Raw genomic sequence first — 22,512 nt, 5'->3', positions numbered from 1 at the left:
CCATGAGTTTGACCCGCCTGGAATCCCCCCAATGTCCGACCGCCTGACCCTGCTGCGTCCCGACGACTGGCATATTCATCTTCGCGATGGTGCTGCGTTGCCCAATACCGTGGCGGATGTCGCGCGCACCTTTGGTCGCGCCATCATCATGCCCAACCTGGTACCACCGGTGCGCAATGCCGCTGAAGCCGACGCCTATCGCCAGCGTATCCTCGCTGCGCGCCCGGCCGGCAGCCGCTTTGAACCGTTGATGGTGCTCTACCTCACCGACCGCACAACTGCGGACGAAATCCGCACCGCCAAGGCCAGTGGCTTCGTACACGCCGCCAAGCTTTATCCGGCGGGCGCGACGACCAACTCCGACTCCGGGGTCACCAGCGTTGACAAGATCTTCCCGGCGATCGAGGCCATGGCCGAAGTCGGGATGCCCTTGCTGATCCACGGTGAAGTCACCCGCGGCGATGTCGATGTGTTCGATCGCGAGAAAATCTTCATCGACGAGCACATGCGTCGTGTGGTTGAGCGCTTCCCAACGCTCAAGGTGGTGTTCGAACACATCACTACCGCCGATGCCGTGCAGTTCGTCAACGAAGCGTCGGCCAACGTTGGCGCGACCATCACCGCGCATCACCTGCTGTACAACCGCAACCACATGCTGGTGGGCGGTATTCGCCCGCACTTCTATTGCCTGCCGATCCTCAAGCGCAACACCCATCAGGTTGCCCTGCTGGATGCCGCGACCAGTGGCAGCGAGAAGTTCTTCCTCGGTACCGACTCGGCGCCCCACGCCCAGCACGCCAAGGAAGCGGCCTGCGGCTGCGCCGGCTGCTACACCGCCTACGCCGCGATCGAGCTGTACGCCGAGGCGTTCGAGCAGCGTAATGCGCTGGACAAGCTCGAAGCCTTCGCCAGCCTCAACGGTCCACGCTTCTATGGCCTGCCAGTCAATACCGACCGTATTACCCTGATCCGTGAAGAATGGACTGCCCCTGCCAGCCTGCCGTTCGGCGAGCTGACTGTTATCCCGCTGCGCGCCGGTGAAAAACTGCGCTGGCGCCTGCTGGAGGAAAACGCGTGAGTGATGACAATTACGACGACGATCAGGAAGGTCAAGGTGGCGGTGGCTCGCGTCACCCCATGGCAGCCAGGTTCCGTGGATATCTGCCAGTCGTCGTTGACGTTGAAACCGGTGGTTTCAACTGCGCTACCGATGCCTTGCTGGAAATCGCCGCGACGACCATCAGCATGGACGAAAAAGGTTTCGTGTACCCGGACCACACCTACTTCTTCCGTGTAGAACCGTTCGAAGGCGCCAACATCGAAGCCGCGGCGCTGGAATTCACCGGCATCAAGCTCGATCACCCGTTGCGCATGGCCGTGAGTGAAGAGACCGCCCTGACCGATATCTTCCGGGGCGTGCGCAAGGCCTTGAAAGCCAATGGCTGCAAGCGTGCGATCCTGGTCGGTCATAACAGCAGCTTCGACCTGGGCTTTCTCAACGCGGCCGTGGCGCGTCTGGACATGAAACGCAACCCGTTTCACCCGTTCTCCAGCTTCGACACCGCGACCCTGGCGGGCCTGGCCTATGGCCAGACGGTCCTGGCCAAAGCCTGTCAGGCTGCGGACATCGACTTCGACGGTCGTGAGGCCCACTCGGCGCGCTACGACACCGAGAAAACCGCTGATCTGTTCTGCGGCATCGTTAACCGCTGGAAACAAATGGGCGGCTGGGAAGACTTCGGCGACTGATTGCACGGCGTTTTCTTGCATCCATGAAAAAACCGGCCGAAGCCGGTTTTTTCATACCTTGCGCGTGGCTTACAGCTTGCCAGCGTTCTCGGTCAGGTAAGCAGCAACGCCTTCTGGCGAAGCGGTCATGCCCTTGTCGCCTTTTTTCCAGTTGGCAGGGCAGACTTCGCCGTGCTCTTCGTGGAATTGCAGAGCGTCGACCAGACGGATCAGCTCTTCCATGTTACGGCCCAGTGGCAGGTCGTTGACGATCTGCGAGCGGACAACACCTTTGTCGTCGATCAGGAACGCGCCACGGAACGCTACGCCGCCTTCGGACTCAACGTCGTAGGCCTTGGCGATGTCGTGCTTCATATCGGCAGCCATGATGTATTGAACCTGACCGATGCCGCCGGCATTGATCGGGGTGTTGCGCCAGGCGTTGTGGGTGAAGTGCGAGTCGATGGACACTGCGATCACTTCAACGTTACGCGCCTTGAAATCAGCCATGCGGTGGTCCAGAGCGATCAGCTCGGACGGGCAAACGAAGGTGAAGTCCAGCGGGTAGAAGAACACCAGGCCGTATTTGCCTTTGATGGCCGAGGACAGGGTGAAGCTATCAACGATTTCGCCATTGCCCAGTACGGCTGGTACGGTGAAATCAGGGGCTTGTTTGCCTACGAGTACGCTCATTGGATATCTCCTGGTGTAGTGCGTGAAGATCGGTACCGACCCAGTCTGTCGCGAGTGCACGACAAAATCATGAAGCGGCTACCTTTTACAAAGACCGACCATCATACACTGCGTTTTTGACCTGTCGCCATGCAGCCGTTCGTCAGGCAACCCACACGTGGCAACAATACCCTCAGAAACCACTTTGACAATCATTCTCGTTAACATTAAGATCCATCGCAATTGAGCCAAAACCAGCGATGGGTTCTCACTTTATGTATGTCTGCATTTGCACTGGCGTCACCGACGGCAAAATCCGCGAAGCAATCTACGAAGGTTGCTGCAGCTACCGCGAGGTCCGCGAAGCGACCGGCGTAGCCAGCCAATGCGGCAAATGCGCCTGCCTTGCCAAGCAAGTGGTTCGCGAAACCCTGGCCGACCTGCAATTGAGCCAGGCAGCGATTCCCTATCCTGTGGAATTTTCCGCCGCGTAAATTCAGTATTTCAAAGAACCGGACTTCAAGTCCGGTTTTTTTATGCCTGTAATTCAATCGCTTAGCGTCAGGATGCGGAACACAAACATTCTTATTCCGATTAATTTTCATATATTATTCAATAACTTAGGTTTGACACTAAGTTACGGTCGGCTCAAACTCAGCCTTATATATCGAACTTAAGGACAGGACCCCATCATGAAAGGCGACATCACAGTCATCCAGCATCTCAACAAGATCCTTGCCAATGAGCTGGTCGCAATCAATCAGTACTTCCTGCATGCCCGCATGTACGAAGATTGGGGCCTGAACAAACTGGGCAAGCACGAGTACCACGAATCCATCGACGAGATGAAACACGCGGACAAGCTGATCAAGCGCATCCTGTTCCTCGAGGGCCTGCCGAACGTGCAGGACCTGGGCAAGCTGCAGATCGGCGAGCACACCAAGGAAATGCTCGAGTGTGACCTGCGTATCGAGAAGACCGGCCACGCCGATCTGAAAGTCGCCATCGCCCATTGCGAAACTGTTGGCGACTACGGCAGCCGTGAACTGCTCGAAGACATTCTCGAGTCCGAAGAAGAGCATATCGACTGGCTGGAAACTCAACTGGGCCTGATCGACAAAATCGGTATCGAGAACTACCTGCAATCGCAGATGGGCGAAGACGAGTAAGTTACAACTCGCCTCCCAATAAAAAGCCCCGCTCTCAGCTGAGAAGCGGGGCTTTTTATTGGCTGCAGGGGACTCGCCCCTGCATTCGGATCACGCTTCGGTCTTGCCCGCAGCGGCAGCTTCTACAGCAGCCTTGATCGTGCTCTGCAGGGAACCGTCTGCAGCCATCTCGATCATGATGTCGCTACCGCCGACCAGCTCACCACCGACCCACAGCTGCGGGAAAGTTGGCCAGTTGGCGTACTTTGGCAGGTTGGCGCGGATTTCCGGGTTCTGCAGGATGTCCACGTAAGCGAACTTCTCGCCACAGCCCATGACGGCCTGGGCAGCTTTGGCCGAGAAGCCGCACTGCGGGGCATTCGGCGAGCCTTTCATGTAAAGCAGAACGGTGTTGTTGGCGATCTGCTCTTTAATAGTTTCGATGATATCCATGAAGCACCTCGGCTGAACTTTCCGACTCAGTTGTCGGCACGGTGGCGCATTGTAACGGAAAGCCCGGCGCGATGCGCGATCTGCCCGACAGACTTCGCTACGCCGCCGCCACTGTCACCGGCACGCCATTGAGCGCGGCATTGCCCGACAGCTCGTCAAGGTGGCGCTCATCGGTCAGGTCATTGGCACTCGAACCGGGTTGCGCCGTAGCGATCGCCATCTGCACCCCGGGCCTGGCGTGACCCCAGCCGTGAGGCAGACTGACCACCCCAGGCATCATCTCGACACTGCCCAACACCTCGACCTCAATCTCCCCGACCCGCGAGCTGACCCGCACCCGCTGCCCGTCCACCAGCCCACGAGCGGCCAGGTCGTCAGGGTGCATCAGCAACTGGTGGCGCGGCTTGCCCTTCACCAGACGGTGATAGTTGTGCATCCAGGAATTGTTACTGCGTACATGGCGGCGACCAATCATCAGCAATTCATCGGCCGGCGGCACCTGTAGCGCGGCAAAGCGCGCCAGGTCGGCAAGAATCGCCGGGGGCGCTGCCTGCACGCGCTGATTGGCGGTTTTCAGGCGCGGTGCCAGATTGGCCCTGAGTGGCCCCAGATCGACACCATGGGGATGGTCATTCAGGCTGGCCACCGACAACCTGTGCGGCGAGTCATCGCCGTAGCGACCAGCGCGCAACCCGAAGTCGATCATCTGCGCCGGCGCCATGGTCGGCTTGAGTTGCTTTCCGGTCATGGCGGCGAAGGCCTGGGCCAGGCCGACAAAAATCTCCCAATCATGCAACGCGCCCTGGGGCTTGGGCAGGATTGCCCGATTGAAGCGGCTGACGTTGCGCACCGCGAACATGTTGAACGTGGTGTCGTAGTGATCGTTTTCCAGGGCCGAGGTCGAGGGCAGGATCAGGTCGGCGTAGCGCGTGGTTTCGTTGATGTACAGGTCGATACTGACCATGAACTCCAGGCCGTCCAGCGCCTGCTCCAGTTGCCGGCCATTGGGCGTCGACAGCACCGGATTGCCAGCCACCGTTACCAACGCGCGGATCTGTCCGGCCCCCGGGGTGAGCATTTCCTCGGCCAGCGCCGACACCGGCAACTCTCCCGCGTACTCCGGGCGCCCGGACACCCGGCTTTGCCACTGATTGAAATGCCCACCTGAAGTACTGGCGACCAGGTCTACTGCCGGCTCGGTGCACAGCGCGCCACCGACCCGGTCGAGGTTGCCGGTGACCAGGTTGATCACTTGTACCAGCCAATGGCACAAGGTGCCGAATGCCTGGGTGGAGACCCCCATCCGGCCATAGCAGACCGCCGTACGAGCCGCCGCGAAATCCCTGGCCAACTGGCGGATTTGCTCGGCAGGCACCGCGCACAATGGGCTCATGGCTTCGGCGCTGAACGCCGCGACAGCCTCACGCACCTCATCCAGGCCGTCGACCGGCAAATGACTGTCACGGGTCAGGCCTTCGCTGAACAGGGTATTGAGCAGGCCAAACAGCAATGCTGCATCGCCACCGGGCCGCACAAACAGATGCTGGTCAGCCATCGCCGCCGTCTCGCTGCGCCGAGGGTCAACTACCACCACCTTGCCGCCACGGGCCTGGATCGCCCGCAGGCGCTTCTCGACATCCGGAACGGTCATGATGCTGCCGTTGGATGCCAGTGGATTGCCGCCGAGAATCAGCATGAAATCGGTGTGGTCGATGTCCGGGATCGGCAACAGAAAGCCGTGGCCGTACATCAGGTAGCTGCTCAAGTGCTGCGGAAGCTGGTCGACCGAGGTCGCGGAAAACCGGTTGCGGGTTTTCAGCAGCCCGAGGAAGTAATTGCTGTGGGTCATCAGCCCATAGTTGTGCACGCTGGGATTGCCCTGGTACACCGCGACCGCATTCTGCCCGTGCTCGGCCTGAATACTCGCCAGACGCTCGGCCACCAGCGTGAACGCCTCGTCCCAGCCAATCGCCTGCCAGTCGTCGCCCACGCGACGCATCGGTTGGCGCAGGCGGTCGGGATCGTTCTGGATATCCTGCAGGGCCACGGCCTTGGGGCAGATGTGGCCGCGACTGAAGGTGTCCTGCGCATCGCCCTTGATCGAGGTGATCTGCAGGCCGGCGTCGTCACTGGCTGTGGTTTCGATGGTCAAGCCGCAAATGGCTTCACACAGGTGGCAGGCACGGTGATGAAGCGTCTTGGTCATGGCCATTCTCTGTTTTATTCGCAGGCAACCAAAGGACGGTCGCGGGAATCAAACTATGGGCCGTGATCGAGTGGCGCACCAGCGACGTTCGCCTCGTGAATCGGCCGCCATCAGGCCTGCCGATACTGGCCCCGATGCTGGCGACTGGCGGGCCGCAAAACGACCAGTACGTTGGCGCGAACGCCCGACTCGATTGCCAAGGCGCGCGACGGCAGTGTACAAAGGACCCGCTGCTGTCAGGAACCAGGCTTCAAAAGCGCTATTGCGGTCACCCCGTAGCCCCTCCGAATCCCCTAAAAACCGTAGCCCCGTGGCAAGACGCGACATTTAATGTCAATATTGCGCCTTCCCCTATTTCGTCGCCCCGTGCGGCTTACGCCGCAGGTCTCGCCCGTTTTTCAGATAAACCAGGCTTTGAGTATCTGCGGTCCGTTGCAAAAAGGTATTCAATGATGAGCGCAAGGCACTTTCTCTCCCTGATGGATTGCACGCCCGAAGAGCTGGTCAGCGTGATCCGTCGAGGCATTGAGCTCAAAGACCTGCGTAACCGCGGCGTACTGTTCGAGCCGCTGAAAAATCGCGTCCTGGGGATGATCTTCGAGAAGTCCTCGACCCGCACCCGCCTGTCGTTTGAAGCCGGCATGATCCAGCTCGGCGGCCAGGCTATTTTCCTCTCGCCTCGCGACACCCAACTGGGTCGTGGCGAGCCGATCGGCGACTGCGCCATCGTCATGTCGCGCATGCTCGACGCAGTGATGATCCGCACCTTCGCCCACAGCACCCTGACCGAATTCGCCGCCAACTCGCGGGTCCCGGTGATCAACGGCCTGTCCGACGACCTGCACCCCTGCCAGTTGCTGGCTGACATGCAGACCTTCCTCGAGCACCGTGGCTCGATCCAGGGCAAGACCGTGGCCTGGATCGGCGACGGCAATAACATGTGCAACAGCTATATAGAAGCCGCCATTCAGTTCGACTTCCAGCTGCGCATCGCCTGCCCCGAAGACTACGAGCCTAACCCACAGTTCGTCGCGGCGGCCGGTGAGCGTGTGACCATCGTTCGCGACCCGCAGGATGCCGTGCGTGGCGCCCACCTGGTGAGCACCGATGTCTGGACCTCCATGGGCCAGGAAGAAGAAACCGCCAAACGCCTCAAGCTGTTCGCGCCCTACCAGGTCAATCGCGCCCTGCTCGACCTCGCGGCCGATGACGTACTGTTCATGCATTGCCTGCCGGCGCACCGCGGCGAAGAAATCAGCATGGACCTGCTCGACGATGCCCGTTCGGTTGCCTGGGACCAGGCCGAAAACCGCCTGCATGCACAAAAGGCCCTGCTGGAATTCCTCGTACCACCGGCGTACCACCACGCATGAGTCATCCATTACTGCTGAATCTGCGCAACCTAGCTTGCGGCTACCAGGACCAACGCGTGGTGCAGAACCTCAACCTGCACCTCAACGCGGGTGATATCGGCTGCCTGCTGGGCTCCTCGGGCTGCGGCAAGACCACCACCCTGCGTGCGATCGCCGGCTTCGAACCGGTGCATGAAGGTGAAATCCAGCTGGCGGGTGAAACCATTTCCAGCGCCGGCTACACCCTCGCGCCAGAGAAACGCCGGATTGGCATGGTGTTTCAGGATTACGCGCTGTTCCCGCACCTGAGCGTGGCCGACAACATCGCCTTCGGCATTCGCAAGCATCCGCAGAAAGACCGGGTCACCGAGGAAATGCTCGAGCTGGTCAACCTGAAGAACCTCGGCAAGCGCTATCCCCACGAGCTGTCTGGTGGCCAGCAGCAACGAGTGGCCCTGGCCCGGGCCCTGGCACCGGAACCGCAGCTGCTGCTGCTTGATGAGCCCTTCTCCAACCTCGATGGAGAATTGCGCCGCAAACTCAGCCATGAGGTTCGCGACATTCTGAAAAGCCGCGGCACCAGTGCGATCCTGGTGACTCACGACCAGGAAGAAGCCTTCGCCGTCAGCGATCAGGTCGGCGTGTTCAAGGAAGGCCGCCTGGAGCAATGGGATACGCCCTACAACCTCTATCACGAACCGGCGACGCCCTTTGTCGCAAGTTTTATCGGCCAGGGCTATTTCATCCGTGGTCAGTTGCGCACGCCTGAATCGGTGCAGACCGAGCTCGGAGAATTGCGCGGCAATCGCGCCTACACCTGGCCGGCCGGAGGTGCGGTGGATGTGCTGCTGCGTCCGGACGATATCGTCTACGCGCCCGACAGCGCACTGAAGGCGCGGATTGTCGGCAAGACCTTTCTCGGCGCCTCGACTCTTTATCGCCTGCAACTGCCCACCGGCAGCCAACTGGAGTCGATTTTCCCGAGCCATGCCGACCACCAGGTCGGGGCCGATGTCGGCATTCGCGTAGCCGCCGAACACCTGGTGCTGTTCCAGGCCTCGGGCAGCACGGCGGCGCAGATTCCGGCAGTTGAGTCCGGGGTCCGGCGGTACAACACCGCTAGCTGATTTTTTGTATGAGCGAGCCTGCTCGCGATGGGGCAGTCAGGCCTCAGTAACCTTTGCCTGACACACCGCCTTCGTGAGCAGGCTCGCTCCCACGCTTCAATCCAGATGCAACGTGCCGCTGGCCACCAGCGTCGCATCGCCACCGATCTTCACCCGCTCACCTTCCAGCCGGCAAAACAACTCCCCACCCCGCGCAGAACACTGGTAGGCCGTCAGGCTGAGCTTGTCCAATTGCTGCGCCCAATACGGAATCAACAGGCAGTGGGTCGAACCGGTGACCGGGTCTTCATTGATGCCGATCGCCGGCGCAAAAAAGCGCGAGACGAAATCATGCCGGTCGCCGCGAGCGGTGACGATCGCGCCCAGCCATGGCAATTTCGCCAGCGCCGCCATGTCCGGTCGACACTCCCGTACCGCCTGCTCCGAGTCCAGCACCACGAACAATTGATTGGTACCCAGAACTTCAACCGGCTGCACCCCAAGCGCCTCGGCGATCTGCGGATTGGCCGCCACAGCGGGCGGTGCGATCGCCGGGAAGTCCAGCCACAGGCGCCCGTCTTCGCGCGTCACGCTCAATGGCCCGGACTTGCAGACAAAGTCGAGACGCTCGGCCGGTTCCTTGTAGATATTGAACAACACATAAGCGCTGGCCAAGGTCGCATGACCGCACAACGGCACCTCGGTAGTCGGGGTAAACCAGCGGATATGCCAGGCCTGCCCTTCACGTACGACAAACGCGGTCTCGGCAAGATTGTGCTCGGCAGCAATGCGTTGCATCAGCTCATCACTGAGCCAGGCATCGAGCCGATAGACCATCGCCGGGTTGCCGCTGAACGGACGGTCACTGAATGCATCGACCTGATGGAAGGCTAACGCCATGATTGCTCTCCTTGTTATGTAGGCAGATGCAAGCATGCAGCACTGAAACGGCGCCAGACAGTGACAGAGCAAGGCGTTTTTCACCATACAGGCTGAACGTCATGCGCGGCCTATATCCGCGAACTTGCCCTGGGTATGTTCGGCCAGCACTGAAGCCGCCAATTCAACCTCCAGCCCACGACGTCCGGCACTGACATGAATCGTCGCAAAGCCCTGGGCGCTGCTGTCGATAAAGGTACGCAAGCGTTTCTTCTGCCCCAACGGGCTGATGCCACCCAACAGGTAGCCAGTCGCCCGTTGCGCCGCCGCCGGGTCGGCCATCTCGACCTTCTTCACCCCTGCGGCATGGGCCAGCGCCTTGAGATCGAGGCTGCCGGCGACAGGCACCACTGCCACCAGCAACTCGGCTTTTTCACTGGCGGCCAGCAGCGTCTTGAACACCTGTGCCGGATCCAGACCAAGCTTTTCCGCCGCCTCCAGCCCATACGAAGCCGATTTCGGATCATGTTCGTAACTGTGCACTCGATGTTCGGCACGAACTTTTTTCAACAGGTCCAATGCGGGGGTCATGGCAACTCCAAGCCGGGCAAATGTAAGAAATGCTGGGCTGGATTCTAGGTCATCGATTGCCGAAAGGCTCTATGTAAAGCCTTGAAACCGGGACCTGGAGCCGAAGGCGCTGGCAAATGTGGCCCTCTCAGACTGTAGGACATTCGCCCATTCACCCGACGAATAGTTCTATTGTGACCGACAGTTCACTTTCGACCTTTGACAGCAGCGTTTCTTGTCTATATTTTTTCGTTTCTGAATAATGTGCGAAGATTCCCATCTAGCACCCTCAGCAGTAAACCGGGAACAGGATGGGGATCCTGCCTCGGTGAACATCGCGCTCACTCCTGCCGAGCGAGCGCCAGACAACAACAAAAACGAGGTTTTCGATGACAACTGCTTTACAACAACCCTCGCTCTCGAGCCAATGCATGGCCGAGTTCCTGGGCACCGCCCTCCTCATATTTTTTGGTACCGGTTGCGTCGCAGCCCTCAAGGTCGCGGGCGCCAGCTTTGGCCTGTGGGAAATCAGCATCATCTGGGGCGTCGGCGTGAGCATGGCGATCTACCTGACGGCCGGTGTTTCCGGCGCCCACTTGAATCCGGCTGTGAGCATCGCCCTGTGCGTTTTCACAGACTTCGAAAAGCGCAAACTGCCATTCTATATTTTCGCCCAGGTCGCCGGAGCCTTCTGCGGAGCGTTGTTGGTTTACACGCTTTACAGCAATTTGTTCTTCGATTTCGAACAGACCCATCACATGGTCCGTGGCAGTCAGGCCAGCCTCGAATTGGCTTCGGTGTTCTCAACCTTTCCCAACCCTGCTCTGTCTACCGGTCAGGCATTCCTGGTAGAAGTGATCATCACCGCGATCCTGATGGGCGTGATCATGTCGTTGACCGATGACAACAACGGCCTGCCGAAAGGCCCGCTGGCGCCTCTGTTAATTGGTCTGTTGATCGCCGTGATCGGCAGCTCGATGGGCCCGCTGACCGGTTTTGCGATGAACCCGGCGCGGGACTTCGGTCCTAAACTGATGACTTTCTTCGCTGGCTGGGGTGAAATTTCCTTCACTGGCGGCCGGGATATTCCGTACTTCCTGATTCCGATTTTCGCGCCGATCGTCGGTGCATGCCTTGGCGCAGCAGCCTATCGCGGGCTGATTGCACGCCACCTGCCAGGCGCTGTACCTGCTACAACAGATGCACAACCTGCCATAGATGGCAAAACACGAATTTCCTGATAACGGCGGCGCGTGATACTGCCCAGAACCGATCATGCGCCCCGCTCCACTTCCTTATTTTCGTCCAAGGCAATCGACATGACCGACATACAGAATAAGAACTACATCATTGCCCTTGATCAGGGTACAACCAGTTCGCGGGCGATCATCTTCGATCGTGACGCCAACGTGGTCTGCACCGCCCAACGCGAATTCGCCCAGCATTACCCGCAAGCCGGCTGGGTCGAACACGACCCGATGGAAATCTTCGCCACCCAGAGCGCCGTGATGGTCGAGGCCCTGGCGCAAGCGGGCCTGCACCATGACCAGGTCGCGGCCATCGGTATCACCAACCAGCGGGAAACCACGGTGGTTTGGGATAAGACCTCTGGTCGACCGATCTACAACGCCATCGTTTGGCAGTGCCGGCGCAGCACCGAAATCTGCGAACAACTGAAACGCGACGGCCACGAGCAATACATCCGCGAAACCACCGGTCTGGTCACCGACCCCTACTTCTCCGGCACCAAGCTGAAGTGGATTCTCGACAACGTCGAAGGCAGCCGTGAGCGCGCCCGCAACGGCGAACTGCTGTTCGGCACCGTCGACAGCTGGCTGATCTGGAAATTCAGCGGCGGCAAAACCCACGTCACCGACTACACCAACGCCTCGCGCACCCTGCTCTTCAACATCCACACCCTGGAGTGGGATGCGAAGATGCTGGAGCTGCTGGACATCCCTCGTGAGATGTTGCCGCAAGTGAAATCCTCGTCGGAAATCTACGGCCACACCAAGAGCGGCATCGCCATCGGCGGTATCGCCGGCGATCAGCAGGCTGCGCTGTTTGGCCAGATGTGCGTCGAGCCCGGCCAGGCGAAGAACACCTACGGCACCGGTTGCTTCCTGTTGATGAACACCGGCAGCAAAGCGGTCAAATCCAGTCACGGCATGCTCACCACCATCGCCTGTGGTCCTCGCGGCGAAGTGGCTTACGCCCTGGAAGGCGCGGTATTCAATGGCGGTTCCACCGTGCAGTGGTTGCGCGACGAACTGAAAATCATCAATGACGCCCACGACACCGAATACTTCGCCAACAAGGTCAAGGACAGTAATGGCGTCTACCTGGTACCGGCCTTCACCGGTCTCGGCGCCCCCTACTGGGATCCTTACGCCCGCGGCGCACTGTTTGGCCTGACTCGCGGCGTACGTGTCGACCACATCATTCGCGCAGCGCTGGAATCGATTGCCTACCAAACCCGCGACGTCCTCGACGCCATGCAACAGGATTCCGGCGAACGTCTCAAAGCCCTGCGCGTGGATGGCGGCGCGGTGGCCAATAACTTCCTCATGCAATTCCAGGCCGACATTCTCGGTACCCAGGTCGAGCGCCCGCAAATGCGCGAGACCACAGCCCTCGGCGCGGCCTACCTGGCTGGGCTGGCGTGTGGTTTCTGGAGCAGCCTGGACGAATTGCGCGGCAAGGCGGTGATCGAGCGCGAATTCGAGCCGCAATTGGATGAAGCGGCGAAGGAAAAACTCTACGCAGGCTGGAAGAAAGCCGTCAGCCGTACTCGTGAATGGGAGCCCCACGAAGGCGCTGAATAAGCCATCCAGCGAACTCGTATCGGCATGTAACTGGTCGGAAGCAGATTCCTGCGGCATCATGGGCAAATTTTGCACGGCAGCCCAAAGGACGCCCATGAATCTGCCTCCCCGTCAGCAGCAAATCCTCGAGTTGGTCCGCGAACGCGGCTACGTCAGCATCGAGGAAATGGCCCAACTGTTCGTTGTCACCCCGCAGACCATTCGCCGCGATATCAATCAGTTGGCCGAAGACAATTTACTGCGCCGCTATCATGGTGGCGCCGCTTATGATTCCAGCGTCGAAAACACCGCCTACGCCATGCGCGCCGACCAGATGCGCGACGAGAAACAGCGCATCGGCGAAGCCATCGCCAAGCAGATTCCCGATCATGCCTCGCTGTTCATCAATATCGGCACCACCACCGAGTCCATTGCCCGGGCGCTGCTCAATCACAGTCACCTGAAGATCATCACCAACAACCTGCACGTGGCCTCGATGCTCAGCGCCAAGGACGACTTCGATGTCCTGCTGACGGGTGGCACTGTGCGCCGTGATGGTGGCGTGGTCGGCCAGGCCAGTGTCGACTTCATCAATCAGTTCAAGGTCGACTACGCCCTGGTCGGCATCAGCGGGATTGACGAAGACGGCAGCCTGCTGGACTTTGACTATCAAGAAGTACGGGTCTCCCAGGCGATCATCGCCAATGCCCGTCAAGTGATACTCGCTGCCGACTCGAGCAAATTCGGACGCAACGCGATGATTCGCCTGGGTCCCATCAGCCTGGTCGACTGCCTGGTAACCGATCAGCAACCGGTGCCGGCACTGGCGCAATTGCTGAACCAACACAAGATCCGCCTGGAAGTCGTTTAACCCACTCCCTCTGCATGCTCCCCCACAGGAGCATGCTGCCTGTTCAATGTTCGTAATTTTTCCTTTCTCGCCCTTCGATGAGTTTTTTCAATCGAAGTCGACTGGCTGCGGGCGTCTTTATCGGCTACCATTTTCACAAATGAACATTAATGTTCGAATTCCAATACAGATAATCAAAATGCCTGAGGCTTGCCGATGCCCACTTCTCCCCTGACGCCCCCACTCGCCGAGATCTATGACATCGCCGTTATCGGTGGCGGAATCAATGGCGTCGGGATTGCAGCAGATGCCGCCGGTCGCGGGCTTTCGGTGTTCCTTTGCGAAAAGGACGATCTGGCCAGTCACACCTCGTCCGCCAGCAGCAAGTTGATCCACGGCGGGCTGCGCTACCTCGAACATTACGAGTTCCGCCTGGTGCGCGAAGCCCTGGCCGAACGGGAAGTCCTGCTGCGTAAGGCGCCGCATATCGTCAAACAGATGCGCTTCGTGCTGCCGCACCGCCCACACCTGCGTCCGGCCTGGATGATCCGCGCCGGCCTGTTCCTGTATGACAACCTGGGCAAGCGCGAACAGCTCGCGGGCTCGAAAAGTCTCAAGTTCGGCGCCGACAGCGCTCTGAAAAGCGAAATCACCAAGGGTTTCGAGTACTCCGACTGCTGGGTCGACGACGCCCGCCTGGTGGTACTCAACGCCATGGCCGCCCGCGAAAAAGGTGCCCATATCCACACCCGTACCCGGTGCGTCAGCGCCCGTCGCAGCAAGGGACTGTGGCACCTGCACCTGGAGCGGGCCGACGGCAGCCTGTTGTCGATTCGCGCCAAGGCCCTGGTCAACGCCGCCGGTCCTTGGGTAGCCAAATTCATCCGCGACGATCTGAAGATGGAATCGCCCTACGGCATTCGCCTGATCCAGGGCAGTCACCTGATCGTGCCGAAACTCTACGAAGGCGAACACGCGCATATTCTGCAAAACGAAGATCAGCGCATCGTCTTCACCATTCCCTACCTCAATCGCTTCACCCTGATCGGCACCACCGACCGTGAATACACCGGCGATCCGGCAAACGTCGCGATCACCGAGGGCGAAACCGACTACCTGATCAAGGTGGTGAATGCGCATTTCAAGAAACAAATAAGCCGCGATGACATCCTGCACACCTATTCCGGCGTTCGTCCGCTGTGCAACGACGAATCCGACAATCCCTCGGCCGTCACCCGCGACTACACCCTGGCGCTGTCTGGTGGTGGCGAAGAAGCGCCCTTGCTCTCAGTGTTCGGCGGCAAGCTGACCACCTACCGCAAGCTGGCCGAATCGGCCATGGCGCAGTTGGCACCGTACTTCACCCAGATGAAACCGAGTTGGACCGCGCAGGCCAGCCTGCCAGGCGGTGAACAGATGAGCACCCCACAAGCCTTGTGCGCATTGATTCGCGACAAGTTCGACTGGATCCCGACGGAAATCGCCCGACGCTGGGCCACCACCTACGGCAGCCGCACCTGGCGCATGCTCGAAGGCGTGGAAAACCTCAACGATTTGGGCGAACACCTGGGTGGCGGGCTGTACAGCCGCGAAGTCGACTATCTATGCAGTGACGAATGGGCCACCACCGCTCACGACATTCTCTGGCGACGCAGCAAACTGGGACTGTTCACCACGGCAGACGAACAGGCCAAGGTGCAGTTGTACCTGGACAAGGTTCACGTCAATCGGCGCAAAATCGAAGCGGCCTGATTCACCAGCCAATCCCGACCAAGCCCCTGTTTCTCACGATTCAGGGGCTTTTTACATTCCGCAAACCTAATCCAGGACAAATCCATTCGGTTTTCCGAACGCGACCTGTGGGTCAATTCGGTTAACCGGATCAAACGTCTGGTTTTTTACCGCCATAAATATTTAATATCCTTATAAATCAATGATTTAAACAGTTTGCACTGGCTTGGCACGACTCATGCTCTACACTCTGAACGAATGCCTGATGCGCAATCTCTTCAGGAGCCCGACAGGCATTCCGCTGCACAAGAGGGCCGAAGAACTGGTCCCATAAAAAAAACAATGTCGAGGAAAATTTGATGCGTATCGTTCCCCACATCCTGGGCGCAGCCATTGCTGCCGCACTGATCAGCACGCCAGTTTTCGCCGCCGAGCTCACCGGCACACTGAAGAAGATCAAAGAGTCCGGCACCATCACCCTGGGCCACCGCGACGCTTCCATCCCGTTTTCCTACATTGCAGATGCTTCCGGTAAACCGGTCGGCTACTCCCACGACATCCAGTTGGCCGTCGTCGAAGCGCTGAAAAAAGACCTGGACATGCCCAACCTGCAGGTCAAGTACAACCTGGTGACTTCGCAGACCCGTATCCCGCTGGTGCAGAACGGCACCGTGGACCTGGAGTGCGGCTCCACCACCAACAACGTAGAGCGTCAGCAACAAGTTGACTTCTCCGTCGGCATCTTCGAAATCGGTACCCGTCTGCTGTCCAAAAAGGACTCGACCTACAAGGATTTCGCTGACCTGAAAGGCAAGAACGTCGTGACCACCGCGGGCACCACGTCCGAGCGCATTCTCAAAGCGATGAACGCCGACAAGCAGATGGGCATGAACGTCATCTCCGCCAAAGACCACGGCGAGTCGTTCCAGATGCTGGAATCGGGCCGCGCGGTTGCCTTCATGATGGACGACGCATTGCTGGCCGGTGAAATGGCCAAGGCCAAGAAGCCAGCCGACTGGGCTGTGACCGGTACTCCACAATCGTACGAAATCTACGGTTGCATGGTCCGTAAAGGCGATGCCTCGTTCAAAAAAGCGGTGGATGACGCCATCGTCGCTACCTACAAGTCGGGCGATATCACCAAGATCTATGACAAATGGTTCCAGCAACCAATCCCGCCAAAAGGCCTGAACCTGCAGTTCCCGATGAGCGACGAGCTCAAGGCCCTGATCGCCACGCCGACCGACAAAGCGGCTGACGACAAGAAGTCCTGATTTCTGACTAACCTTATCTCCTGAAAGGGCAGCCGCTCTTTCAGGAGACTGTCACTACCTGCTGGCATTTTTGGAAACACTCGAACCGGTGGCTGTCGAGCCGCTCGCGTGTGCCTGGCCGTTACGCCAGGAGGGAACGGAGTTCCCCCAGGCAGGTGCTTGTACATCGATTGATCTGAGGGGAGACCCTAATGAATTACAACTGGGATTGGGGCGTGTTCTTCAAGTCCACCGGCGTGGGCAGCGAGACCTATCTCGACTGGTTCATTTCCGGGCTGGGCTGGACCATCGCTATCGCCATCGTGGCCTGGATCATTGCATTGCTGCTGGGCTCGGTACTGGGCGTGATGCGCACCGTGCCGAACCGCATCGTGTCAGGCATCGCGACCTGCTACGTCGAACTGTTCCGTAACGTACCCCTGCTGGTTCAGCTGTTCATATGGTACTTCCTGGTGCCCGACCTGCTGCCACAAGACCTGCAGGACTGGTACAAACAGGACCTCAACCCGACCACCTCGGCCTACCTGAGCGTTGTCGTGTGCCTGGGCCTGTTCACCGCCGCACGGGTCTGCGAACAGGTACGTACCGGTATCCAGGCACTGCCACGCGGCCAGGAATCGGCGGCCCGCGCCATGGGTTTCAGCCTGCCGCAGATCTACTGGAATGTACTGCTGCCGCAGGCCTACCGGATCATCATTCCGCCGCTTACCTCGGAATTTCTCAACGTCTTCAAGAACTCGTCCGTGGCCTCGCTGATCGGCCTGATGGAACTGCTCGCGCAGACCAAGCAGACCGCCGAGTTCTCCGCCAACCTGTTCGAAGCCTTCACCCTGGCGACGCTGATCTACTTCACCCTGAACATGAGCCTGATGTTGCTGATGCGCCTGGTCGAGAAGAAAGTCGCAGTGCCCGGCCTGATCTCCGTGGGGGGTAAATAATGGAATTCGATTTCAGTGGCATCATCCCGGCCATTCCCGGCTTGTGGAACGGCATGGTGATGACCCTCAAGCTGATGGTGCTGGGCGTCGTCGGCGGCCTCATCCTCGGTACCGTTCTGGCCTTGATGCGGTTGTCCCACAACAAACTGCTGTCGAACTTTGCCGGCGCCTACGTCAACTACTTCCGTTCGATCCCGCTGCTGCTGGTGATCACCTGGTTCTACCTGGCGGTGCCGTTCGTGCTGCGCTGGATCACCGGCGAAGACACGCCGATCGGCGCGTTTGCCTCCTGCATCGTGGCCTTCATGATGTTCGAAGCGGCGTACTTCTGTGAAATCGTGCGGGCCGGCGTGCAGTCGATCCCCAAGGGTCAGATGGGTGCAGCCAAGGCCCTGGGTATGACCTACGGCCAGATGATGCGCCTGATCATTCTGCCGCAGGCGTTCCGCAAGATGACCCCGCTGCTGCTGCAGCAGAGCATCATCCTGTTCCAGGACACCTCGCTGGTCTACACCGTCGGCCTGGTGGACTTCCTCAACGCCTCGCGCGCCAGTGGCGACATCATTGGTCGCTCCAATGAGTTCCTGGTCTTCGCCGGTCTCGTGTATTTCATCATCAGCTTTGCCGCCTCGCAGCTGGTCAAGCGTCTGCAAAAAAGGTTCGCCGTATGATCTCTATCAAGAACATCAACAAGTGGTATGGGGACTTCCAGGTGCTGACTGACTGCAGCACCGAGGTCAAGAAAGGCGAAGTGATCGTGGTGTGCGGGCCTTCCGGCTCCGGCAAATCGACGCTGATCAAGTGCGTGAACGCACTGGAACCGTTCCAGAAAGGCGACATCGTGGTCGATGGCACCTCGATTGCCGATCCGAAAACCAACCTGCCGAAACTGCGTTCGCGGGTGGGGATGGTGTTCCAGCATTTCGAGCTGTTCCCGCACCTGACCATCACCGAAAACCTGACCATCGCGCAGATCAAGGTACTGGGTCGCAGCAAAGAAGAGGCCACCAAGAAAGGCCTGCAACTGCTCGACCGCGTCGGCCTTTCGGCACACGCCCACAAGCACCCGGGCCAGCTCTCAGGCGGTCAGCAACAGCGTGTGGCAATCGCCCGAGCCCTGGCCATGGACCCGATCGTCATGCTGTTCGACGAACCGACCTCGGCCCTCGACCCGGAAATGGTCAATGAAGTATTGGACGTGATGGTGCAGTTGGCCCACGAAGGCATGACCATGATGTGCGTAACCCACGAAATGGGCTTTGCGCGCAAAGTGGCCGATCGGGTGATCTTCATGGACGCCGGCAAAATCATCGAGGACTGCCCTAAAGAAGAGTTCTTCGGCGACATCAACTCCCGAGCCGAACGTACCCAGCACTTCCTCAACAAAATTTTGCAGCACTAAGCGATACACACCCCCCCTGTAGGAGCGGGCTTGCTCGCGAAGGCGGCAGCACATTCAACTGCAATGTGTCTGACAGACCGCCATCGCGAGCAAGCTCGCTCCCACACGAGGGCGTGGCGGCTATACAAGTGTTGTGGTTGACCCAAGGCATCTGTGATGAAATGCGACCCCAATCTTTATCGCGCCGCACCGCCATCACTCGCCGTGAAACCTCGTCTGATTCGCCACTTGTTCCTGCCACCGCTGATCATCCTGATGATGAGCGCGCTGGGCTACCTCGGCTTCTGGGTCAGCGAGCACTACGGTATTCGCAGCCTTGGCGAAAACGGTCAACGCCAGCTCGAACTGCACGCCCGTGCGGTCGAAAGCGAAATCAGCAAATACACCTACCTGCCCAGCCTGCTGGAACTCGAATCAAGCGTTTCACAGTTACTGGCCGAGCCGACGCCGGAACATCGGCAGGCGGTCAATACCTACCTTGAAGGCCTTAACCGGCGCAGCCGCAGTCGGGCTATCTATGTGATGGACACCACCGGCCGGGTCGTGGCCACGAGCAACTGGCGCGATGTCGACAGCTACCTCGGCGAAGACCTGTCCTTCCGTGCCTACTTCCAGAATGCCGTACGCGGCCAACCCGGACGCTTCTACGGCATCGGCAGCACCAATGGCGAACCGGGTTACTACCTGGCCCACGGCCTCGAAGAGCAGGGCAAGATCATTGGCGTCGCGGTGGTCAAGGTGCGCCTTGAGGCCCTCGAAGAACGTTGGCAGCGTGCGCGCCTGGAGGCGTTCGTCAGCGACGAGAACGGCATCATCATTCTCTCCAGCGATCCGGCGCGCCGCCTCAAGGCCGTACGCCCGCTGAGCGAAGACACCAAGGAACGCCTGGCCCGCAGCCTGCAGTACTACTGGTTCCCCCTCAACGAACTGGAACCGCTGGCCCGCGAGCGCCTGGCCGAAGGGATGGAGAAGCTGACCTTTCCGGCCAACGCCGAGCTGGTGTCCGACGGCGAAGACATCAGCTACCTGGCGCAGACGCGCCCGCTGAGTGACACGCCGTGGAATTTCACCCTGCTCACGCCGCTGCAGGACCTGCGGCGCGAAGCCATCAATCAGGGCATCCTGGTGGCCGTGGCTTTTGCCTTGGTGGCGTTCCTGCTGATCGCCTGGAATGAGCGGCGCAAAGTCATCGCTACCCGCCTCGCCGCACGTGAGGCCCTGCAGGAAGCCAACAATCAACTGGAGCGACGGATTACCGAACGCACCAGCGATCTGCGCGCCAGCAACGAACGCCTCAAGGGCCAGATTCGCGAGCGGCGCCAGGCCGAGGAAACCCTGCGCCGCGCCCAGGATGAACTGATCCAGGCCGGCAAACTGGCCGCCATCGGCCAGATGTCCACCAGCATCGCCCACGAACTGAACCAACCGCTTGCGGCCTTGCGCACCCTGTCGGGCAACACCGTGCGCTTCCTCGAACGCGGGCAATTGGACACCGCCAGTGCCAACCTGAAGACCATCAACGAATTGATCGACCGCATGGGTCGCATTACTGCCAGCCTGCGCTCCTTCGCCCGACGCGGCGATGACAAGGGCCAGGCCAGCCTGGGCAAGGCCGTGGATGCCGCCCTGCAATTGCTCGCGGGGCGCCTCGACGGTACTCCGTTGCAAATCCATCGAGCATTCACTGACCAACAGGTGCAAATCGACCAGACACGCCTGGAGCAAATCCTCGTCAACCTGATCGGTAACGCTCTCGACGCCATGCAGGCCCAACCGCAGCCCGAGCTGTGGCTCGAAGGCGAAGTTGTCGAGGGCAAGTACCGCTTGCGCGTGCGCGACAACGGTCACGGTATCGACGCCGAAGCGCGCAAGCATTTGTTCGAACCCTTTTTCACCACCAAACCCGGCGAACAGGGCCTGGGCCTCGGCCTGACCCTGTCGGCGAGCCTGGCCGCCGCCACCGGCGGTAGCCTGAGCGTCGAACACCCAGTCAGCGGTGGTACCGCCTTCGTCCTCGGTTTACCGTTGGTAAGCCCTCACCCTGCCGAGCCGATATGAACAACGACCTTAGTGTGCTGATCGTCGAAGACGATCCCCATGTCCTGCTCGGATGCCAGCAGGCCCTGGCCCTGGAAGACATCCCCTGCACCGGTGTCGGCAGCGCCGAAGAGGCCCTGGCGCTGGTCGGCGATAACTTCGCCGGGATCGTCATCAGCGACATCCGCCTGCCCGGCATCGACGGCCTGGAACTGCTCGGCCGCCTCAAGGCCCGCGACCGCAGCTTGCCGGTGGTGCTGATCACCGGTCACGGCGACATCTCGATGGCCGTCGGCGCCATGCAGAAAGGCGCCTACGACTTCATGGAGAAACCCTTCTCCCCCGAACGCCTGGTGGACGTCGCCCGCCGCGCCCTTGAACAGCGCGGCCTGGCCCGGGAAGTCAGCTCGCTGCGCCGGCAACTGGCCGAACGCGACTCGCTGGAAGGACGCATCATCGGTCGTTCGCCGGCCATGCAGCACCTGCGCGAATTGATCGCCAACGTCGGCGATACCTCGGCCAACGTGCTGATCGAAGGCGAAACCGGGACCGGCAAGGAACTGGTTGCCCGTTGCCTGCACGACTTCAGTCGACGCCAGGCGCAACCCTTCGTCGCCCTGAACTGCGGTGGCCTGCCGGAGAACCTGTTCGAAAGCGAAATCTTTGGCCATGAAGCCAACGCCTTCACCGGGGCCGGCAAACGGCGAATCGGCAAGATCGAACACGCCAACGGCGGCACCCTGTTTCTCGATGAAGTGGAAAGCATGCCGCTGCCGCTGCAGATCAAACTGCTGCGGGTCCTGCAGGAGCGCACCCTCGAACGCCTGGGTTCGAACCAGAGCGTGGCGGTCGACTGCCGGGTGATTGCCGCCACCAAGTCCGACCTCGACGAACTGGGACGCGCCGGCCAGTTTCGCAGCGACCTGTATTACCGCCTCAACGTGGTGACCCTGGAGTTACCGCCGCTGCGCGAGCGCCGCGAAGACATCCTGCAATTGTTCGAGCACTTCCTACAGCAGTCTTCCCTGCGATTCGACCGTACCGCGCCCGAGCTGGATAACCAGACCCTGTCGAACCTGATGAGCCACGACTGGCCGGGCAACGTGCGCGAACTGCGCAACGTCGCCGAACGTTTCGCCTTGGGCCTGCCGGCGTTCAAGAAGTCTGGAAACACGGGCGCAGCTCAGGGCCTGGCGTTTTCCGAGGCGGTGGAAGCCTTCGAGCGCAACCTGCTCAACGACGCCTTGCAGCGCAGCGGCGGCAACCTGACCCAGGCCAGCCTGGAATTGGGCATGGCCAAGACCACGCTGTTCGACAAAGTCAAAAAATATGGCCTCAGCCACTAACCCGCAGCGAGCATAA

The 22,512-nt window shown here is 59.9% G+C and carries 21 protein-coding genes; 16 read left to right on the top strand and 5 right to left on the bottom strand.

What is annotated here, in order from left to right; translation table 11 throughout:
- Positions 1 to 31: 31 nt before the first annotated feature.
- Together pyrC and rnt are read left to right on the top strand one after the other, a co-directional pair.
- Complete coding sequence (gene pyrC, locus NR126_RS06400) at positions 32 to 1,078, top strand: dihydroorotase (RefSeq protein ID WP_105753912.1); 1,047 nt, start codon at positions 32 to 34, stop codon at positions 1,076 to 1,078.
- Positions 1,075 to 1,749, top strand: a complete 675-nt coding sequence (gene rnt / locus NR126_RS06395) for a ribonuclease T (RefSeq protein WP_027619728.1) — start codon at positions 1,075 to 1,077, stop codon at positions 1,747 to 1,749. Before pyrC ends, rnt begins: the two co-directional genes overlap by 4 nt.
- Before the next feature lie 69 nt (positions 1,750 to 1,818).
- Here rnt and NR126_RS06390 read toward each other — a convergent pair whose 3' ends face one another.
- On the bottom strand, positions 1,819 to 2,421 hold the full coding sequence (locus NR126_RS06390; protein WP_019693358.1) for a peroxiredoxin: 603 nt from the start codon (positions 2,419 to 2,421) through the stop codon (positions 1,819 to 1,821).
- Positions 2,422 to 2,675: 254 nt separating this feature from the next.
- On the opposite strand from NR126_RS06390, the gene NR126_RS06385 reads away from it, so the two are divergent.
- Positions 2,676 to 2,894 carry a bacterioferritin-associated ferredoxin gene (locus NR126_RS06385; protein ID WP_027619727.1) on the top strand — a complete coding sequence of 73 codons (219 nt, stop codon included), beginning with the start codon at positions 2,676 to 2,678 and terminating at the stop codon, positions 2,892 to 2,894.
- Positions 2,895 to 3,092: 198 nt separating this feature from the next.
- Positions 3,093 to 3,569, top strand: coding sequence for a bacterioferritin (bfr, locus tag NR126_RS06380; protein ID WP_027619726.1), 477 nt, complete (start codon positions 3,093 to 3,095; stop codon positions 3,567 to 3,569).
- Positions 3,570 to 3,659: 90 nt separating this feature from the next.
- Here bfr and grxD read toward each other — a convergent pair whose 3' ends face one another.
- Both grxD and NR126_RS06370 read right to left on the bottom strand, forming a co-directional pair.
- Entirely contained in the window at positions 3,660 to 4,001 is a 342-nt protein-coding gene (gene grxD, locus NR126_RS06375; RefSeq protein WP_027619725.1) for a Grx4 family monothiol glutaredoxin, read from the bottom strand.
- 97 nt (positions 4,002 to 4,098) lie between these two features.
- Positions 4,099 to 6,207: a molybdopterin oxidoreductase family protein gene (locus NR126_RS06370; RefSeq protein ID WP_105753936.1), complete on the bottom strand. Its 2,109-nt coding sequence runs from the start codon at positions 6,205 to 6,207 to the stop codon at positions 4,099 to 4,101.
- Between the two features lie 452 nt (positions 6,208 to 6,659).
- Between NR126_RS06370 and argF the strand changes: the two genes are divergently transcribed.
- Positions 6,660 to 7,580 carry an ornithine carbamoyltransferase gene (gene argF / locus NR126_RS06365; protein WP_256829905.1) on the top strand — a complete coding sequence of 307 codons (921 nt, stop codon included), beginning with the start codon at positions 6,660 to 6,662 and terminating at the stop codon, positions 7,578 to 7,580.
- Complete coding sequence (locus NR126_RS06360; RefSeq protein ID WP_256829904.1) at positions 7,577 to 8,686, top strand: ABC transporter ATP-binding protein; 1,110 nt, start codon at positions 7,577 to 7,579, stop codon at positions 8,684 to 8,686. Before argF ends, NR126_RS06360 begins: the two co-directional genes overlap by 4 nt.
- Positions 8,687 to 8,782: 96 nt before the next feature.
- Here the strand turns inward: NR126_RS06360 and NR126_RS06355 are convergent, their stop codons facing one another.
- Entirely contained in the window at positions 8,783 to 9,565 is a 783-nt protein-coding gene (locus tag NR126_RS06355; RefSeq protein ID WP_256829903.1) for a PhzF family phenazine biosynthesis protein, read from the bottom strand.
- Positions 9,566 to 9,664: 99 nt separating this feature from the next.
- Complete coding sequence (gene ybaK, locus NR126_RS06350) at positions 9,665 to 10,135, bottom strand: Cys-tRNA(Pro) deacylase (RefSeq protein WP_027619720.1); 471 nt, start codon at positions 10,133 to 10,135, stop codon at positions 9,665 to 9,667.
- Between the two features lie 368 nt (positions 10,136 to 10,503).
- Here ybaK and NR126_RS06345 point away from each other — a divergent pair, with 368 nt between their 5' ends.
- From NR126_RS06345 to NR126_RS06300, 10 genes are all read left to right on the top strand, one after another.
- Positions 10,504 to 11,355 carry an MIP/aquaporin family protein gene (locus NR126_RS06345; protein WP_256829902.1) on the top strand — a complete coding sequence of 284 codons (852 nt, stop codon included), beginning with the start codon at positions 10,504 to 10,506 and terminating at the stop codon, positions 11,353 to 11,355.
- Between the two features lie 78 nt (positions 11,356 to 11,433).
- Positions 11,434 to 12,939: a glycerol kinase GlpK gene (glpK, locus tag NR126_RS06340; RefSeq protein ID WP_027619718.1), complete on the top strand. Its 1,506-nt coding sequence runs from the start codon at positions 11,434 to 11,436 to the stop codon at positions 12,937 to 12,939.
- A 94-nt stretch (positions 12,940 to 13,033) separates the two neighbouring features.
- The gene (locus tag NR126_RS06335) at positions 13,034 to 13,789 is read left to right on the top strand and encodes a DeoR/GlpR family transcriptional regulator (protein ID WP_027619717.1); all 756 of its coding nucleotides are present in this window, start codon (positions 13,034 to 13,036) and stop codon (positions 13,787 to 13,789) included.
- Between the two features lie 195 nt (positions 13,790 to 13,984).
- The gene (gene glpD / locus NR126_RS06330) at positions 13,985 to 15,520 is read left to right on the top strand and encodes a glycerol-3-phosphate dehydrogenase (RefSeq protein WP_027619716.1); all 1,536 of its coding nucleotides are present in this window, start codon (positions 13,985 to 13,987) and stop codon (positions 15,518 to 15,520) included.
- Positions 15,521 to 15,858: 338 nt separating this feature from the next.
- Entirely contained in the window at positions 15,859 to 16,773 is a 915-nt protein-coding gene (locus NR126_RS06325) for a glutamate/aspartate ABC transporter substrate-binding protein (RefSeq protein ID WP_027619715.1), read from the top strand.
- Positions 16,774 to 16,964: 191 nt separating this feature from the next.
- Positions 16,965 to 17,711 (top strand): amino acid ABC transporter permease, encoded by a 747-nt coding sequence (locus NR126_RS06320; RefSeq protein ID WP_027619714.1) that lies wholly within the window; start codon positions 16,965 to 16,967, stop codon positions 17,709 to 17,711.
- Complete coding sequence (locus NR126_RS06315) at positions 17,711 to 18,382, top strand: amino acid ABC transporter permease (RefSeq protein ID WP_027619713.1); 672 nt, start codon at positions 17,711 to 17,713, stop codon at positions 18,380 to 18,382. The genes NR126_RS06320 and NR126_RS06315 overlap by 1 nt, the downstream gene beginning before the upstream one ends.
- The gene (locus tag NR126_RS06310) at positions 18,379 to 19,113 is read left to right on the top strand and encodes an amino acid ABC transporter ATP-binding protein (RefSeq protein ID WP_027619712.1); all 735 of its coding nucleotides are present in this window, start codon (positions 18,379 to 18,381) and stop codon (positions 19,111 to 19,113) included. Before NR126_RS06315 ends, NR126_RS06310 begins: the two co-directional genes overlap by 4 nt.
- 156 nt (positions 19,114 to 19,269) lie before the next feature.
- Entirely contained in the window at positions 19,270 to 21,171 is a 1,902-nt protein-coding gene (locus tag NR126_RS06305) for a sensor histidine kinase (RefSeq protein WP_027619711.1), read from the top strand.
- The gene (locus tag NR126_RS06300; RefSeq protein WP_256829901.1) at positions 21,168 to 22,496 is read left to right on the top strand and encodes a sigma-54 dependent transcriptional regulator; all 1,329 of its coding nucleotides are present in this window, start codon (positions 21,168 to 21,170) and stop codon (positions 22,494 to 22,496) included. Before NR126_RS06305 ends, NR126_RS06300 begins: the two co-directional genes overlap by 4 nt.
- Positions 22,497 to 22,512: the final 16 nt, after the last annotated feature.

Origin of the sequence: Pseudomonas sp. Pse1 (assembly GCF_024519635.1) — a bacterium.
Classification (GTDB): Bacteria; Pseudomonadota; Gammaproteobacteria; order Pseudomonadales; family Pseudomonadaceae; genus Aquipseudomonas.
Note: the sequence above shows the minus strand (reverse complement) of the source record. Positions and strands in the feature narration are given on the sequence as shown.

Excerpts from the sequence above, each read along its gene's own strand:
- grxD (WP_027619725.1), bottom strand. The coding sequence starts at position 4,001 with ATGGATATCATCGAAACTATTAAAGAGCAGATCGCCAACAACACCGTT.
- ybaK (WP_027619720.1), bottom strand. The coding sequence starts at position 10,135 with ATGACCCCCGCATTGGACCTGTTGAAAAAAGTTCGTGCCGAACATCGA.
- NR126_RS06320 (WP_027619714.1), top strand. The coding sequence starts at position 16,965 with ATGAATTACAACTGGGATTGGGGCGTGTTCTTCAAGTCCACCGGCGTG.
- NR126_RS06355 (WP_256829903.1), bottom strand. The coding sequence starts at position 9,565 with ATGGCGTTAGCCTTCCATCAGGTCGATGCATTCAGTGACCGTCCGTTC.
- glpD (WP_027619716.1), top strand. The coding sequence starts at position 13,985 with ATGCCCACTTCTCCCCTGACGCCCCCACTCGCCGAGATCTATGACATC.
- NR126_RS06390 (WP_019693358.1), bottom strand. The coding sequence starts at position 2,421 with ATGAGCGTACTCGTAGGCAAACAAGCCCCTGATTTCACCGTACCAGCC.
- NR126_RS06305 (WP_027619711.1), top strand. The coding sequence starts at position 19,270 with ATGAAATGCGACCCCAATCTTTATCGCGCCGCACCGCCATCACTCGCC.
- NR126_RS06315 (WP_027619713.1), top strand. The coding sequence starts at position 17,711 with ATGGAATTCGATTTCAGTGGCATCATCCCGGCCATTCCCGGCTTGTGG.
- NR126_RS06300 (WP_256829901.1), top strand. The coding sequence starts at position 21,168 with ATGAACAACGACCTTAGTGTGCTGATCGTCGAAGACGATCCCCATGTC.
- argF (WP_256829905.1), top strand. The coding sequence starts at position 6,660 with ATGAGCGCAAGGCACTTTCTCTCCCTGATGGATTGCACGCCCGAAGAG.
- NR126_RS06310 (WP_027619712.1), top strand. The coding sequence starts at position 18,379 with ATGATCTCTATCAAGAACATCAACAAGTGGTATGGGGACTTCCAGGTG.
- NR126_RS06360 (WP_256829904.1), top strand. The coding sequence starts at position 7,577 with ATGAGTCATCCATTACTGCTGAATCTGCGCAACCTAGCTTGCGGCTAC.
- NR126_RS06370 (WP_105753936.1), bottom strand. The coding sequence starts at position 6,207 with ATGACCAAGACGCTTCATCACCGTGCCTGCCACCTGTGTGAAGCCATT.
- bfr (WP_027619726.1), top strand. The coding sequence starts at position 3,093 with ATGAAAGGCGACATCACAGTCATCCAGCATCTCAACAAGATCCTTGCC.
- glpK (WP_027619718.1), top strand. The coding sequence starts at position 11,434 with ATGACCGACATACAGAATAAGAACTACATCATTGCCCTTGATCAGGGT.
- NR126_RS06335 (WP_027619717.1), top strand. The coding sequence starts at position 13,034 with ATGAATCTGCCTCCCCGTCAGCAGCAAATCCTCGAGTTGGTCCGCGAA.
- NR126_RS06385 (WP_027619727.1), top strand. The coding sequence starts at position 2,676 with ATGTATGTCTGCATTTGCACTGGCGTCACCGACGGCAAAATCCGCGAA.
- NR126_RS06325 (WP_027619715.1), top strand. The coding sequence starts at position 15,859 with ATGCGTATCGTTCCCCACATCCTGGGCGCAGCCATTGCTGCCGCACTG.
- pyrC (WP_105753912.1), top strand. The coding sequence starts at position 32 with ATGTCCGACCGCCTGACCCTGCTGCGTCCCGACGACTGGCATATTCAT.
- NR126_RS06345 (WP_256829902.1), top strand. The coding sequence starts at position 10,504 with ATGACAACTGCTTTACAACAACCCTCGCTCTCGAGCCAATGCATGGCC.